The organism is Micromonospora sp. NBC_00421, assembly GCF_036017915.1.
Classification (GTDB): domain Bacteria; phylum Actinomycetota; class Actinomycetes; order Mycobacteriales; family Micromonosporaceae; genus Micromonospora.
This window is the reverse complement of the sequence record NZ_CP107929.1, coordinates 6,273,113-6,288,043: the sequence shown is the minus strand read 5'-3', so window position 1 is coordinate 6,288,043 and position 14,931 is coordinate 6,273,113. Positions and strand designations below refer to the sequence as shown.

15 protein-coding genes are annotated in these 14,931 nt (G+C 72.5%); 4 read left to right on the top strand and 11 right to left on the bottom strand.

Annotation, left to right across the window (positions count from 1 at the left end; all coding sequences use genetic code 11):
- Positions 1–57: 57 nt before the first annotated feature.
- From OHQ87_RS26940 to OHQ87_RS26915, 6 genes are all read right to left on the bottom strand, one after another.
- The gene (locus tag OHQ87_RS26940) at positions 58–321 is read right to left on the bottom strand and encodes a hypothetical protein (RefSeq protein ID WP_328342385.1); all 264 of its coding nucleotides are present in this window, start codon (positions 319–321) and stop codon (positions 58–60) included.
- 524 nt (positions 322–845) lie between these two features.
- A complete protein-coding gene (locus tag OHQ87_RS26935; RefSeq protein ID WP_328349016.1) occupies positions 846–1,496 on the bottom strand; it encodes a nucleotidyl transferase AbiEii/AbiGii toxin family protein in 651 nt (216 codons plus the stop codon).
- Between the two features lie 2 nt (positions 1,497–1,498).
- Positions 1,499–2,065, bottom strand: a complete 567-nt coding sequence (locus OHQ87_RS26930) for a hypothetical protein (RefSeq protein ID WP_328342383.1) — start codon at positions 2,063–2,065, stop codon at positions 1,499–1,501.
- 148 nt (positions 2,066–2,213) lie between these two features.
- Complete coding sequence (locus OHQ87_RS26925; protein ID WP_328342381.1) at positions 2,214–3,881, bottom strand: fumarate hydratase; 1,668 nt, start codon at positions 3,879–3,881, stop codon at positions 2,214–2,216.
- A 67-nt stretch (positions 3,882–3,948) separates the two neighbouring features.
- The gene (locus OHQ87_RS26920) at positions 3,949–5,361 is read right to left on the bottom strand and encodes an outer membrane protein assembly factor BamB family protein (protein ID WP_328349015.1); all 1,413 of its coding nucleotides are present in this window, start codon (positions 5,359–5,361) and stop codon (positions 3,949–3,951) included.
- A gap of 185 nt (positions 5,362–5,546) precedes the next feature.
- Positions 5,547–6,047, bottom strand: a complete 501-nt coding sequence (locus OHQ87_RS26915; RefSeq protein ID WP_328342379.1) for an Lrp/AsnC family transcriptional regulator — start codon at positions 6,045–6,047, stop codon at positions 5,547–5,549.
- A 141-nt stretch (positions 6,048–6,188) separates the two neighbouring features.
- On the opposite strand from OHQ87_RS26915, the gene hppD reads away from it, so the two are divergent.
- Genes hppD through hisC form a run of 4 tightly spaced genes read left to right on the top strand, consistent with a single transcriptional unit; the run spans position 6,189 to position 10,306 of the window.
- Positions 6,189–7,394, top strand: a complete 1,206-nt coding sequence (gene hppD / locus OHQ87_RS26910; protein ID WP_328342377.1) for a 4-hydroxyphenylpyruvate dioxygenase — start codon at positions 6,189–6,191, stop codon at positions 7,392–7,394.
- An 11-nt stretch (positions 7,395–7,405) separates the two neighbouring features.
- Positions 7,406–8,164: an RDD family protein gene (locus tag OHQ87_RS26905; RefSeq protein ID WP_328342375.1), complete on the top strand. Its 759-nt coding sequence runs from the start codon at positions 7,406–7,408 to the stop codon at positions 8,162–8,164.
- A gap of 40 nt (positions 8,165–8,204) precedes the next feature.
- Entirely contained in the window at positions 8,205–9,206 is a 1,002-nt protein-coding gene (locus OHQ87_RS26900) for an RDD family protein (protein ID WP_328342373.1), read from the top strand.
- Positions 9,203–10,306: a histidinol-phosphate transaminase gene (hisC, locus tag OHQ87_RS26895; protein ID WP_328342371.1), complete on the top strand. Its 1,104-nt coding sequence runs from the start codon at positions 9,203–9,205 to the stop codon at positions 10,304–10,306. The genes OHQ87_RS26900 and hisC overlap by 4 nt, the downstream gene beginning before the upstream one ends.
- A gap of 95 nt (positions 10,307–10,401) precedes the next feature.
- Here hisC and OHQ87_RS26890 read toward each other — a convergent pair whose 3' ends face one another.
- The 5 genes from OHQ87_RS26890 to OHQ87_RS26870 form a co-directional block, all read right to left on the bottom strand.
- Positions 10,402–11,649: an outer membrane protein assembly factor BamB family protein gene (locus OHQ87_RS26890; protein WP_328342369.1), complete on the bottom strand. Its 1,248-nt coding sequence runs from the start codon at positions 11,647–11,649 to the stop codon at positions 10,402–10,404.
- A gap of 164 nt (positions 11,650–11,813) precedes the next feature.
- Complete coding sequence (locus tag OHQ87_RS26885) at positions 11,814–12,296, bottom strand: SRPBCC family protein (RefSeq protein ID WP_328342367.1); 483 nt, start codon at positions 12,294–12,296, stop codon at positions 11,814–11,816.
- Positions 12,297–12,404: 108 nt separating this feature from the next.
- The gene (locus tag OHQ87_RS26880; RefSeq protein WP_328342365.1) at positions 12,405–12,614 is read right to left on the bottom strand and encodes a DUF397 domain-containing protein; all 210 of its coding nucleotides are present in this window, start codon (positions 12,612–12,614) and stop codon (positions 12,405–12,407) included.
- Between the two features lie 226 nt (positions 12,615–12,840).
- Positions 12,841–14,037 carry a fumarylacetoacetase gene (fahA, locus tag OHQ87_RS26875; RefSeq protein ID WP_328342363.1) on the bottom strand — a complete coding sequence of 399 codons (1,197 nt, stop codon included), beginning with the start codon at positions 14,035–14,037 and terminating at the stop codon, positions 12,841–12,843.
- Positions 14,034–14,924: a hypothetical protein gene (locus OHQ87_RS26870; protein ID WP_328342361.1), complete on the bottom strand. Its 891-nt coding sequence runs from the start codon at positions 14,922–14,924 to the stop codon at positions 14,034–14,036. Before OHQ87_RS26870 ends, fahA begins: the two co-directional genes overlap by 4 nt.
- Between the last annotated feature and the right edge of the window lie 7 nt (positions 14,925–14,931).

The window sequence follows — 14,931 nt, the reverse complement described above, 5'->3', positions numbered from 1 at the left end:
CGGCCAGACAGTAGGCCAACCTCAAGCCTCCCAACCGTGGGGCTCGCTCCCTGACGCTCAGGCGTCGACAGTCCCGGCGCTTCCGGACTCCACACCGCCGGCCCGCAGGATCCGCCGGACCTGTTCGCGGCCGTAGCCGGCGACCCGGGCGATCTCACCGACCCGCGTGCCGTTCTGGTAAGCCGCCACGATCGCTACGGCCAGCCGTTCGCGCACCTTCGGAACATCGGCGCGAGCTGCGGCGACCTCCGCGAGCCCGTCCTGCACCCGCTGGAGCGCCGTCCGGTACGCCTCCGACGCTGCCTCAAGGTCGCCCGCCATGTGGCCACTCAATCATGCGCATCACTCCCCACCTGATGGCATACAAGAGTTGCCTCCTCAAGGGTTAACAGGTGGCCACTTATGCCTTAAAGTAGTGGCAAGTTCACTCGCGCCGAGTCGCGTGGCAGCTCATCGGGGTCTTGACCGACACGGGAGGTCCCACCTGATGAACCGTCTCTCCGGCACGGCCCCCCACCGGACACACCTACATCCATCACGCCGGAAGGAGGTGACGTGGCCGGGTCTCGACCGACGAGGCTCCTGGTAGTGGGGCCCCGCGAACTACCCGAAAGCGGGGCGGTCGAGGTCTGGGCGGATGCCGGAAGTGGTGGAAGCGGGCAGGAAATCGATGTTCTCGTCAGAGACCTCAAGCTTGCCGAGATGGACGACGGGCAGGGCAGGTCGGCGATATACGAACTTCGGACCTGGCAGTAACCGTCAACAGCATCGTCAGGGCCCGCAGCAGTAACTACGCGAGGGAACCCGGCGGCCGCCCGGACGGTGGGTGGGCCGGGTTCCGCGCTTCATCTTTCGTCCTGCCCGTCGAGTAGCCCGCTGCGCCATACGGCGAATCGGTTACGGAGATCGTCCAGTGCCTGCCCGGTGACGCCGTACTGGACGAAGTCGTCGGGATCGAGCAGGTTGGCTTGTCCGAGAGCGTCGGCGAAGGTGCGTCGGTCGAACCCGCGATCGGCGCGGTACGCGAGGTTGAGGAGGGTTTCCCGGGTGTAGCGGCCGGATTGAAGCGTGGCGTCGATGTCGATGAAGTCACGGGCGAACGCCCGTCCGTAGAGCGCGCTCATCTTGTTCGCGACCGCGTCGTCGGGGTGCAGGACCGGTCCGATGGCCATGAGGATGGGTTCGTTGGCACGCCAGTCCACACCGAGTTCCACCTTGGAGGTACGGTCACCGTCGGCAACGGTCAGCCGGGCGAACGTGTCGTACTGGCGCTCGATGTAGACGGTCAGACCATCGTCGCGGTAGGCGTCCACGACGGCCGTGACCGCAGTGCCGAATTCGTCGCGGCGATCCCAGGCGGTGAACAGGTCGACATCTTCGCTGGGGCGTTCGAGCAGCCCAGCGGCCTGCACGGCATAGCCGCCGGCAAGAGCAAAACCATATCGGCGGGCGGCGGCAAGCCCGGTACGGGCGAGCCTTTCGTGGAAGGCGTCCATCGTCACGCGGCGTTCGTGCCGGTCGTGACGAGTTCAGGGAAGGCTTCCTCCCATCGGCGTCGGAGCTGGGGCGGCAGCCAGAGGGTGGGCCAGAGCATCCGCAGCAGGTCGGCGTGGAGCCAGGTGTTCAGGTCGTCGACCGTGCCGGCTTCGGTGAGTACCACCTTGTACATGCTGGCCAGGCGGGCGGGCCGACTCAGGTCGTACTCGGCGTGACCGGACCAGTCCAGATGACGCGGAAGGATGATCACGCCTGCGGTCGGGCCAGCCAGCGCGGTGAGGCTGTCGGCCACCACGTAAGGCTTACGGTCAGCATAGGAGCGGTAGTCCGCCGGCGGCTGCGGCAGGATCTTGCGTCGGCTCAGATTGGCCGCCCGCCGGGTTTCCGGTCGTAGCGCCTGGCGGATGGTCTCCCGGCTGTACCCGGTGATCCGTTGCAGGTCCACCGGCCGCCAACCGGCCGCACGGAACGCCCGCAATTGCTCGTCCCGCTCGGTCAACGCGGCTGCCCTGGTCGCCTCGTACCTGGCGACGACCGCCCGCAGATCACCCTCGGAGTACTGGCTCACCCGGGCAAGCCTACCAGGCTAGGCCAAGCACGCTTGGCCATTCCGGTTACAGAGCGTTGCAGGCACTCCTGTCACCTCAGCGGAAGCATGATGGACCCCGGACGTCGCGAGCGACGGCTCTGGCCAGCGGTTCTGCGGCGACCTGCCCTCAGCGGCGGCCCACGGTCAGCACCGGCTTGGTGACCTCGGCGAAGAAGTCGTTGCCCTTGTCGTCGACGACGATGAAGGCCGGGAAGTCCTCCACCTCGATCTTCCAGACCGCCTCCATGCCCAGCTCCGGATACTCCAGCACCTCGACGTGCCGGATGCAGTCCTGGGCGAGCCGGGCCGCCGGGCCGCCGATCGAGCCGAGGTAGAAGCCGCCGTGCTGCTGGCAGGAGCGGGTCACCTGGCCGGACCGGTTGCCCTTGGCCAGCATCACCTGGGAACCGCCGGCCGCCTGGAACTTCGCCACGTACGCGTCCATCCGGCCGGCGGTGGTCGGGCCGAACGAGCCGGAGGCGTACCCCTCGGGGGTCTTGGCCGGGCCGGCGTAGTAGACGGCGTGGTCGCGCAGGTACTGCGGCATCGGCTCCCCCGCGTCGAGGCGCTCGGCGATCTTGGCGTGGGCGATGTCCCGGGCCACGACCAGCGGGCCGGTCAGCGACAGCCGGGTCTTCACCGGGTACTTCGACAGCTCGGCGCGGATCTCGTCCATCGGGCGGTTGAGGTCGACGCGCACCACGTCGGAGGCGTCGAGGGTTTCGTCGGTGACGTCCGGCAGGTAGCGCGCCGGGTCGGTCTCCAGGCGCTCCAGCCACACCCCCGACGGGGTGATCTTGGCAACCGCCTGCCGGTCGGCCGAGCAGGAGACCGCGATCGCCACCGGGCAGGACGCCCCGTGCCGGGGCAGCCGGACCACCCGCACGTCGTGGCAGAAGTACCGCCCGCCGAACTGCGCGCCGATGCCGAAGTTACGGGTCAACTCCAGCACCTCGGCCTCCAGCTCCAGGTCGCGGAAGCCGTGTGCGCTCATCGAACCGGCGGTGGGCAGCGCGTCGAGGTACTTCGCCGAGGCGTACTTGGCGGTCTTCAGGGCGTACTCGGCGGAGGTGCCGCCGATGACGACCGCCAGATGGTAAGGCGGGCAGGCCGAGGTGCCGATCAGCCGCAGCTTCTCCTCCAGGAACTGCATCATCCGGGTCGGGTTGAGCAGCGCCTTCGTCTCCTGGTAGAGGTACGACTTGTTGGCCGAACCACCGCCCTTGGCCATGAACAGGAACTTGTACGCGTCCGGGTGGCCGTCCGGGTCCTCGGCGTACAGGTCGACCTGGGCGGGCAGGTTGCTGCCGGTGTTCCGCTCGTCCCACATGGTCAGCGGGGCGAGCTGCGAGTACCGCAGGTTCAGCTTCGTGTACGCCTGGTAGACGCCGCGCGAGATGGCCTCGGCGTCGCCGCCGTCGGTGAGCACGTGCCGGCCCCGCTTGCCCATCACGATCGCGGTGCCGGTGTCCTGGCACATCGGCAGCACCCCGCCGGCGGCGATGTTGGCGTTGCGCAGCAGGTCCAGCGCGACGAACCGGTCGTTCGGCGAGGCCGCCGGATCGTCGATGATCGAGCGGAGCTGGGCCAGGTGCGCCGGGCGCAGGTAGTGGGCGATGTCGTGCATCGCCTCGGCGGTCAGCGCGGTCAGCGCGGCCGGCTCCACGGTCAGGAAACGGCGACCCCCCGGCCCGTGGACGACGTCGACGCCCTCGTCGGTGACCAGGCGATATTCCGTCTGGTCGGGACCGGTCGGCAGCAAGGGGGCGTACGAGAACGCGGCGGCACTGCTCATGACGGGAAAGCCTAGGGCAGACCGGTCGATCGGTGACACCCGCCGGGTGGGTCGTGGGACGCCGCTCTCACCCGTTGCCGTTGGCGCAGAGTTCCCGCTTCGGCCCGCAACTGTCCTCGACGTCCGGTGCGCCACCGGTGCGCCCCGGGCCGGGCCCGCCACCACCGTCCGAACCGGCCGGCGGCGGGGCGGGCGGCGGCCCGCCGGAGCCCGCACCGAACCGGACGTACCCGATCTCCCGGCCCTCGCCGACGACCATTCCGTTCGGGCCGACCGCGAGCGCGTTGGCGCTGGTCCGCAACACCACCAGTTCCCGGCCGGTACGCGGGTCCAGGGCCACCAGCCGGCTCGGCTTGTCCCCGGTCGACACCGCCGCGTACGGGGTGAGCGCCGCGCCCGCCTTCGCACCGGCCGGCCGGGTCCAGCGGGCCTTGCCGGTGCCCAGCTCGCGGGCGATGATCGACTCCTTGTCGGCGCTGCGCACCAGGGCGTACCGGTCGTCGACGGCGAGCAGCTTCTCCCCCTCCGCGTCCACCAGCAGCAGCCGGCCGTCGTACCCGTCGAGCACCGCCTCCCGCCCGTCGGGGGCCACCCCGGTCAGCACGTTGCGGGCACCCTGCGGGTCCTCCCGCTGCACGCACCCGGCGCTGTCGGCGGTGCGCAGGTTGAGCCCGGACCGCCGCCACACCTCCTGCCCGGTGGCCGGATCCCGGGCCGAGACGGCGTACTGGCAGCTACCTTCGACGGAACTGGCGCTGATCTTGAGCAGCCGGCCGCCGACCACCGACAACCGCTCGTCGCGGCCCGGTTCGACGTTCTGCACCACCCGCCCGGTGGCGGTGTCCACCACGTGCACCCGGCCGTCCACCGGGAAGCCGAGCAGCGGCGGCACCGCCTCCGGCCCGGCCACCGCCTCGTCGATCCGGTGCGCGGTGAGCCGCCGGGTGCCGAGCAGGCCCGGGTTGTCGGCGAAGAGCCCGGTGCTGACGCCGGGCAGGAAGGCCGTCCACAGTGGGCGGGTGCCGCGCGGATCCCAGGCGCTCAGCGTGCAGTCGGTGGCGGCCACGCACCGGGCGTCCAGCAGCATGTTCCGGTACGTCCAGACGGCCACCGCGTCACCGTCGCGTCGGCGTACCGCCCCGGTGGTGGGGTCGATCAGCTCGTACCCCTTGACCAGGAGCTTACCCACGGCGACGACGGCGTCCCGGTCGCCGCCGGCCACCGCCGACCAGTCCGCCTTGCGCTCCCAGAGCGGGGCGCCGGTGGCGAGGCTGCGCACCTCGATGCGGGTCCGCTGCTCGACCACGACGGTGTCGCCGACGATCGTGACGCTCTTCGGGGTGCCGCCGACCCGCTGCTGCCAGAGCACGTCCGGTTCGGAGATCGGCTCGCTGCGGTCGACCCAGTCCCACACCCCGGGGAAGGGGTTCCACACGCCGGTGGCGGCGAGCGCGACCACGACGACGAGCGCGAGCAGCAGCCCTCCCCGCACCCCACGGCCCTTCACACCGCACACCGTAGCGACGATCACCTCCCCGCCCCGCCCCCGCGCCGGAGTGTCGCCCCGCTTTCTCCCCGCACACGCGCTCGCCCCTCGGCAGAACCGGCACATCACAATATCGCCGAAATAGCGCTAACAATACGTGCGGATACTGCTATATCGGATCAGCTGAGCTGATCACGGCCGGCGGCGGAACGCAGCAGGGGCAGCGTGCGGTACGGAATCTGCTCGGCGAGCGCGATGATCGTGGAGGCCCGGCGGATCGCCTCGGACGAGACGATCTGGTCGATCACCCGTTGCAGGTCGGTGTTGGAACGGGCCACGATCCGGCAGAGCAGGTCACTGGCCCCGGTGATGGTGTGCGCCTCCAGCACCTCGGGGATCGCCGCCAGGTGGGCGGTGACCGTGTCGTGGCCGTGCCGCTGGCTGATCTCCAGGGTGACGAAGCTGGTCACCGCGAAGCCGATCGCCGCCGGGCGGATCTCCGGCCCGAACCCGCCGATCACCCCCCGGTCGACCAGCTTGTCGAGCCGGGCCTGGACGGTGCCCCGGGCCACCCCGAGCCGGCGGGAGCACTCCAGCACCCCGATCCGGGGTTCGTCGGCGAGGAGTTGGACCAGCCTGCCGTCCAACTCGTCGAGCTGTACACCATGACCAGCGTTCATGGCTGCACACCCTACCGATTGCGCAACCTGACCAGGGAAAAAGGTGACGGTTGCCCAGTGGACCCGGCCACCGCGATGCTTCCGGCAAAGAGCTGTCGGACCACCGGCCCACGAAGCCGGCCGCAACCGAGGGAGGCCACCGTGACCCAGGCGATCGACCGACCCCAGTCGACCGAGGACATCGACGTCGACACGCTCGTCGGCGCAGTCGACCACGACATCACCCGTGACCCGTTCCCGGTCAAGGGCCTCGACCACGTGCACTTCCTGGTCGGCAACGCCAAGCAGGCCGCGCACTACTACTCCACCGCGTTCGGCATGACCTGCGTGGCCTACCGGGGGCCGGAGCAGGGCTACCGGGACCACGCCGAGTACGTGCTGACAAGCGGTTCGGCCCGGTTCGTGCTGACCGGCGCGGTCCGCCCCGACGCGACCGGCGCCGACCACGTCGCGAAGCACTCCGACGGGGTCGACGACATCGCGCTGGAGGTGCCGGACGTCGACGCCGCGTACGCGCACGCCCTGACCCAGGGCGCGACCGGCCTGGTCGAGCCGCACGACGTGACCGACACGTACGGCACCGTCCGGCTCGCCACCATCGCCGCCTACGGCGACACCCGGCACAGCCTGGTCGACAGGTCCCGCTACACCGGCCCCTTCCTGCCCGGCTTCGTGGCCCGGGGGCCGATCGTCGACCGGCAGCCGATGATCGCCGCCGGCCTCCAGCCGAAGCGCTTCTTCCAGGCCGTCGACCACGTGGTCGGCAACGTCGAACTCGGCCGGATGGACGAGTGGGTGGAGTTCTACAAGCGGGTGATGGGCTTCTCCAACATGGCGGAGTTCATCGGCGACGACATCGCCACCGACTACTCGGCGCTGATGAGCAAGGTCGTCGCCAGCGGCACCCGGAAGGTGAAGTTCCCGCTCAACGAGCCTGCGGTGGCCCGCAAGAAGTCGCAGATCGACGAGTACCTGGAGTTCTACCAGGGGCCCGGCGCGCAGCACATCGCGGTCGCCACCAACGACATCCTGGCCAGCGTCGACGCGATGCGGGCGGCCGGTGTCGAGTTCCTCGACACGCCCGACTCGTACTACGACGACCCGGAGCTGCGGGCCCGGATCGGCAACGTGCGGGTGCCGATCGAGGAGCTGAAGTCCCGCAAGATCCTGGTCGACCGGGACGAGGACGGCTACCTGCTCCAGATCTTCACCAAGCCGGTGCAGGACCGCCCGACGGTCTTCTTCGAGCTGATCGAGCGGCACGGCTCGCTCGGTTTCGGCAAGGGGAACTTCAAGGCGCTGTTCGAGGCCATCGAGCGGGAGCAGGAAGCGCGCGGCAATTTGTAACACTGTCCCGCGTGACGCAGCCTCCGACACACCCGACGCCGCCGGCCGGTGGGCCTCCGCCCGCCGCCGGCGGCTTCGCCCCGCCCTCCGGCCCCACCCCCCAGGGGTACGCCGTGCCGCCGCAACCCGGCCCCCACCCCGCCCCACCCGGCGGGTATCCGCAGCCCGGCCCCTACCCGACGCCACCCGGCCCGTACGCCGGCCTGCCCGGATACCCACCGCCGGCACCCGGCACGGCACCGCCGGGCTTTCCGGGGTTCTCGCCGCGCGGGCTGCCGCTGGCCGGCTTCGGCGACCGGCTGCTCGCGGTGCTCATCGACGGGCTGGTGCTCGGGGCGGCCAGCCTGGTCTTCATCGTGCCGGCCTTCATCGTCTTCTTCACGCTGGTCCTGCCGGACCTGAGCACCGGGTCCGACGGCCAGCCCATCGCCGACCCGTTCACCGCCTTCCTGCTGCCGCTGCTGGCGCTGGAGGCCGTGATCTTCCTGGTGATGTTCGTTCTGAGCTACCTCTACCAGGTCGAGATGATGTTCAGGACCGGGCAGACCATCGGCAAGCGGGCGATGAAGCTCCAGGTGGTGCCACTCGACCCGGCCGGCACGCTGACCCGGAAGGCGGCGGCCAAGCGGTGGGCCGTCCACCAGGTCGGCGGGGCGGTCATTCCCGGCTTCAGTTACCTCGACGGGCTGTGGCAGCTCTGGGACAAGCCGTGGCAGCAGTGCCTCCACGACAAGTTCGCCGGCACCATCGTCGTTAAGGTTGCCGGGTGAGCGAGCAGAGCGACCGCACCGGACAGCGCAGGGCGAGACCGTGAGCGTGCAACCAGGGTGGCACGTCGACCCGGCCGAGCCGACCACCCGACGGTGGTGGGACGGTGAGGGCTGGATCGGTGCCCCGATCCCGGTCGACGCCACCCCACCGGACGGTCCGCCGCCGCCCGAACCGGAGCCGGTCGAAGAGCCGCCCGCCCCGACGTCCCCCGCCGCGGGCGGACCGACGACGGCCGGTCGACCCTCGGCATCCCCGTGGGCCCCGACCGCCCCCGGTGCACCTGGCACACCACCGGGGACCTCCGGCCCGCCCTGGGCCGGGCAGCCGCCGGTCGCGGGACGACCCGGGGCAGCGCAGCCGGGCGTGGACGGGGTCGGTCAGCCCGGCGGGCCGCCGCCCGGTTGGCCGTACCCGACCTGGCCGGGGCGTCCCCCGGAGCCGCGCCCGCACGGCGTGCCGCTTGCCGGTTACGGCGCCCGGCTGGTCGCCCGGTTGATCGACTTCGGTGCCGTCTTCCTGCTCAACGCGGTGGTCAACGGCTGGTTCGTCTGGCGGTACTTCGAGGAGACCGCGCCCTACCTGCGGGAGGCGGTCCGCCGGGCGATGGCCGGCGACTCCTCCCGGGAGGGCCTGCCCACCATCGGCGAGCAGGCCGGCGGCCTCCAGATCGCCATCCTGGTCATCGCGACCGCGCTCTGGTTCGCCTACGAGGTGCCGACGATGGCCTCCGGCGGGCAGACCCTGGGCAAGCGGCTGCTGCGCATCCGGGCGGTGCCTGTCGACGCCGACCAGCCGCTCGGCTTCGGCCGGGCCACCCGCCGGTGGAGCACCATGGGCATGCCCACCCTGCTCTGGTTCTGCTGCGGCTTCGGCCTGCTGCTCCAGTTCGTCGACGCGGTCTCCGCGCTCTTCGACCACCCGCTGCGCCAGGCGCTGCACGACAAGCGGGCCCAGACGGTAGTGGTGCAGGTGCCGCGACCCGACAGCCCCGACACCCCCACCGACCGCGCCGACCCCGAGCCCCCGGGAGACACCCCATGACCGACACCGGACGTCACCAGCCGTCGCTGCGGCTGACCCGCGCCGACCTGGACGCGCTGCCCAACTACGTACCCGGGCGCAGTCCGGCCGACCTGGCCCGCGAGCTGGGCCTGGCCGAGGCGATCAAGCTGGCCAGCAACGAGGTCCCGTACGGACCGCTGCCCGGGGTGGTCGAGGCGGTCACCGAGGCGGTCACCGGCTCGCACCGCTACCCGGACATGGGCGTGGTGGCGCTGCGCACCGCGCTCGCCGAGCGGTACGGCGTGGACCCCGACCGGATCGCCACCGGCTGCGGGTCGGTGGCGCTGGCCGAGCACCTGGTCCGGGCCACCTGCCTGCCCGGCGACGAGCTGCTCTACTCGTGGCGCTCGTTCGAGGCGTACCCGATCATCGCGGCGACCAGCGGGGCGAACAGCGTGCGGGTGCCCAACGACGCCGGCCACGGGCACGACCTGGCGGCGATGGCCGCGGCGGTGACCGACCGGACCCGGATGGTGCTGGTCTGCAACCCCAACAACCCCACCGGCACGGCGGTACGCAAGCCGGAGCTGGACCGGTTCCTCGACGCCGTCGGCGACGACGTGCTCGTCGTCATCGACGAGGCGTACCGGGAGTTCGTCACCGACCCACAGGTGCCGGACGGCCTGACCTACCTCGACCGGCCCAACGTGGTGGTGCTGCGCACCCTGTCCAAGGCGTGGGGGCTGGCCGGGCTGCGGATCGGCTGGCTGGTCGGTGCCCCGGAGGTGGCCGCGGCGGTACGCAAGGTGGTCACCCCGTTCTCCACGAGCACCGCCGCCCAGGCGGGGGCGCTTGCCGCGCTGGCCCAGGCCGACGAGGTCGAGCGCCGTTGCGCGCTTGTCGTCGCCGAACGGGACCGGGTCACCGAGGCGCTCCGCAAGCTCGTCCCCGACGTGCCGTCCAGCCAGGCCAACTTCGTCTGGCTGCCGCTGGGCGGGCGGGCCGTGGAGTTCGGTCGGGCGTGCGAGGCGCGCGGCGTGATCGTCCGGCCGTTCCCCGGCGACGGGGTACGGGTCACCATCGGCACCCCGGCCGAGAACGACGCCTTCCTGGCCGCCGCAGAGGCCGCGCTGTCCTGAGCCCGTTCGGTCACGGGCTCGATGGGGGCGGGACCAGGGCTCGGCGGGCCGGGCGCCGACGGGCGGGACCAGGTCAGGGCTCGCCGGGGCCGGGTTCAGGTCGCGGCGAGCACCACCGGCTCGGCCATCAGGAAGTACGCCTGGTCGTCGTCGTCCGGGTCGGCGCGCTCCCGCAGCCGCTCCACCGCGACGTAGCCGCCTGCCGCGTACGCCCGGCCGGGTTTCCAGCCGATGCCGTCCCGGCCGGGGGTCATCGGGAACCGGGACCGCTGGGCACCGGTGACCGGGTCCAGGGTGACCAGCTCGCGGCGTTCGGTAAGCACGTAGAGCCGGCCGGCCTCGGTGGCGAGGATCTGGACCGGGCCCAGGTCACCGCGCTGCCAGCGTTCCTTGCCGCTGCGGGCCTCCCGCCCCTTGAGCACCCCGCCGTCGTCACCGACGGCCAGCTCACCGACCAGGGTGCTGTCGGCCGCGTCCAGCGCGGGGGCGGCCATCGGCGCACCCGGGCCGACCTGCCAACCCCGGCCGCCGGAGCCGGCGTCGGTGCGCAGCCCCCGGCACTGCGAGCGGGGGGTGAGGCAGCCGACCGGGGTGACGGCGAACCGGTCGGGGGCGTCCGGCGGTCGCCAGCGGGTGGCGACCGTGCCGGTGGCGACGTCCCGGAACTCGACAGCCGTCGGCCCGGCGCAGGAGTCGACCGAGACGACCTGCCCGGCGGCGGTGGTGCCCAGGTCGGTACGGCAGTCCGGGTCACCGTCGGCCCGCCAGAGCGCCCGCCCGTCGGCGAGGTCGTGGCCGCGCAGACTGCCCGCCCCGGAGACCACAAGCACCGTCCGGCCCGCCGGGGTGGATGCGACGGAGATCCCGCGCGGGTCCCAGACGGTGGCCGCCCCGGTGCGCCGGGCCGGCGGGGTGTCGTCCGGCTCGGGCCCGTCGGCCCGCCAGGCGACCCGGCCGGTGAGGGCGTCCAGCGCCACCAGCTTCCCGTCCGACCAGTGGCTGAGCACCGTCGTACCGGCCGCCAGCACCCCGTCGAGCGAGGCGGGCCAGCGCCGGTACGACCAGAACGGGGTGACCCGGTTCCGGCCGTCGGCGGGCTGGTCGGCATAGAGCTGCCGGTCGGCGGCGTAGACCCGGAGCCGTCCCGCGACCACAAGCGGCGCGACAGGCAGCCGGCCCACCACCCCGATCGCCGGGGTGCCGGCCGACGGCGGCGCGCCCTGGGCGGGCGTGCTTACCTCGGCGGGGGCGAGCACCCGGTAACCGATGCCGGCGACCACCGCGAGGGTGAGCAGCGTGGCGGCCGCGACCACTAGTCGTCGCCGTCCCTTGGGGAATCCCATGCCCACCTCCGCCCGGCACCCTACCCAGGCCTTCCCCTTCGGGACCGGTCAGGTCACGCCGCGTCGCGCGAACGGATGCGCCAACCCGATCCCGGCCAGGTCCCCGGGCGCTCGGGGCGCGGGTGCGGGGGCCGGCTGCCGGGGTGCGGAGTGCCGGGGGCGGGTCAGGCTGCGGTGGCCCGGCCGGTGCTGCGCATGGTGGCGGCCAGCGCGGTCAGGTCCCGCCGGATCGCGCCCTCCACCGTCCGGGCGGCCAGGCCGCCGAAGAGCAGCGCCAGCATCCGGCCGTACGGGGCGGTCGGCACCGCCCGGTGCTCGACGGTGACGGCGGTGCAGCCCCGGCGACGGCGCTGGACCGTCCGCAGGGTCCAGCTGATCCGGTAGTCCACCCCGATGCCGGGGGAACTGAGCTCCAGTCGGTGCGGTGGTTCGGCGGCCAGCACGACGAACTCCTCCGGCTGGTCGCCACCGTCCGGCCGGGTGCGGGTCTCCCGCCAGACGGTGCCCGGCCCGAACTGCCCGGGGGTGAGCAGCTCGACGGCGCTGACCGTGCAGAGCCAGTCGACGCGGACCGGCAGGTCGGTCAGGAGTGTCCACACGTCGACGGCCGGCGCCTCGATGAAATCGGTGACCGAAACCGTCGCCATGACACCTCCCGTGTCGTCCACCGTACGGGGAGTGAGCGGCCGACGGGAGGTCGGACGATGAAATTTCCGTCACCGGTGCCCCGTCCGGGGCACCGGTGACCGCATCGCTCAGGGCCGGAACAGCCCCTCCCGGACGGCGTCGACGAACGCCGCCCAACCCGGTGGGCCGATGACCAGGGCCGGACCCGACGGGTCCTTGGAGTCGCGTACCCCGACCACTGCCCGGGTACGGACGAGATTGTCCGCCACCTCCACACAGAGCCCCTGGTCGTTCGAGCGGCTACTGGTGCGCCACACCGCGCCGACGAGATCGTTCATGCTCCTACCTCCTGTCCGCTGGGACGTGTCACGCCGACACACCCCACGCCGCCGACGGGAGGCGGGCGACGCAGGGTGTGCCGACGGAATCCGAAGGACAAACGCGGCGGGAGGCACGGACGATCGGACAACCGGTGCGACGGCCGGCGGAGCGGGGCCGGCTGCCCGGTGGACGGACCGGTCGGAGCGGGCCGGCTGCCCTGGGGACGGGCGGGGGCGGAGAGCCTCAGCGGGCCGGCAGGATCTGCCCGGTCACCTCGCCGAGGGCGACGGTGGTGCCGTCCGGGCCGGGGGCGGTGGCCCGCAGGGTGACGGTGTCACCGTCGGCCAGGAAGGTACGGGTGTCCCCGCCGACCTGGACCGGTTCGGCACCGCCCCAGGTCAGCTCCAGGAACGAGCCGACCTGGCCCCGCTCGGGGCCGGAGACGGTGCCCGAGGCGTACAGGTCGCCGGTCCGCAGGGACGCGCCGTTGACGGTGAGGTGGGCCAACTGCTGGGCCGGGGTCCAGTACATGCCGGCGAACGGCGGCTCGGTGACCCGCCCGCCGTTCCACTCGACCGAAAGCCGCAGGTCGAGGCCCAGGTGCGGGGTCTGCCGCAGGTAGTCCTGCACCGCCGGTTCCTGCTCCGGGGCCGGCACGAACGCGTCGGCCAGCGCGTCCAGCGGGGTCACCCAGGCGGAGACCGAGGTGGCGAAGGACTTGCCGAGGAACGGCCCGAGCGGCTGGTACTCCCAGGCCTGGATGTCCCGGGCCGACCAGTCGTTGACAAGCACCACCCCGAAGACGTGGTCGGCGAAGTCGGCGGTGGGCACCCGGTCGCCCAGCGCGCTCGGCACCCCGACCACGAAACCCACCTCGGCCTCGATGTCGAGGCGTACCGACGGGCCGACGGTGGGGCCCTGGTCGGTGCCGCGCTGCCCGGTCGGGCGGACGATCGGGGTGCCGGAGACCACCACCGTGCCGGCCCGGCCGTGGTAGCCGATCGGCAGGTGCTTCCAGTTCGGCAGCAGCGGCGGCTGGCCGGGGCGGAAGATCTGCCCGACGTTGCCGGCATGGTGCTCGGAGGAGTAGAAGTCGACGTAGTCGGCCACCTCGAACGGCAGCATCAGCTCGACCTCGGCCAGTGGCACCAGCAGCGGCTCCACGGCGGCCCGGTGCGCCGGGTCGGTGAGCAGTTCGGCCAGGCGCTGCCGGACCGAGGTCCACTGCGGGCGACCCAGCGCCATGAAGTCGTTGAGGGTGGGCCGGCCGAACGCCCCGGCGGCGAGCACCAGCCCCGCCGACTCCGCGCCGGCCAGGTCGAACACCAGGTCGGCGACGCGTACGCCGATCCTGGGCGGCTGCCCGTCGTGCCGGAACACCCCGTACGGCAGGTTGGTCACCCCGTACGGCGACCCGTCCACGCCCGGCACCCAGCTCATCTGTCGAATCCCCCGTTCACCAGCCCCAGCCGGATCAGATCGGTAAGTGGTTCCCGGACGCTGCACGAGCCGAACCCCACCCACAGCGGACGGTCGGCGTCGCGGGCCGCGCGGGCCGGCTCGACAAGCCGTACCGCATCGGTGTCGGCGAGCAGTACGGCGACGGCGTCCACCTCGGCACCGGCGGCGGCGGCGAGGGTGGCGGCCAGCACGTTGCCGAAGCCGTGGTGGGTGAAGCCGGTCTCCGGGTCGAGGTGGCGCACCGCGTGGTGCAGCCCGGCGGTCAGCTTGAACGGCACCTCCCGGTCCCGGCAGGCGCAGATCACCGCGGCCAGCTCGACCGGGGTGGGGAAGAGCTCTGCGGCCAGCCCGCCGGTGCGGAACTTCGCGGCGATCGGTACGCCTGCCGCGCGGGCCTCGGCGAGGGTGTCGAGCGCGGCGCTCAGCCCGAAGGTCAGCGGCAGCTCGGCGTACCAGTCGAGGTCGCCGGACCGGGTGGGCTCCCGGTCCGCCCCCGCCCCGGCGAGCCGGAGCAGCTCGGCCAGGCCGGGCTGCGGGTCCTCACCGCGGTGGGCGACCGCCACCTCGACCTGCCGGACCACGATGCCGGCGGCGGCGAGGCCGGTCAGCGCGGCGGGCAGCCGGGCGATGCCGGTGTCGCCGATCAGCCCGACCACGAAGCTCTCGGCCGGGTCGACCAGGCCGGTCAGCGTGCCGGCGGCGACGGCGGAGGCGGGCACCAGCAGCGGGCCGACCAGGGCTGAATACCAGGAGGTGTGGTGTTCGCGGTGCGCCACGAGCGCGTCGGGCAGCGACGCGCTGCCGGGCGGGAAGACGGCGGCGTCGTCGACGAGCCCGGCGAGGAGGCGGGGGACCTGCGTTGACACGAGACAA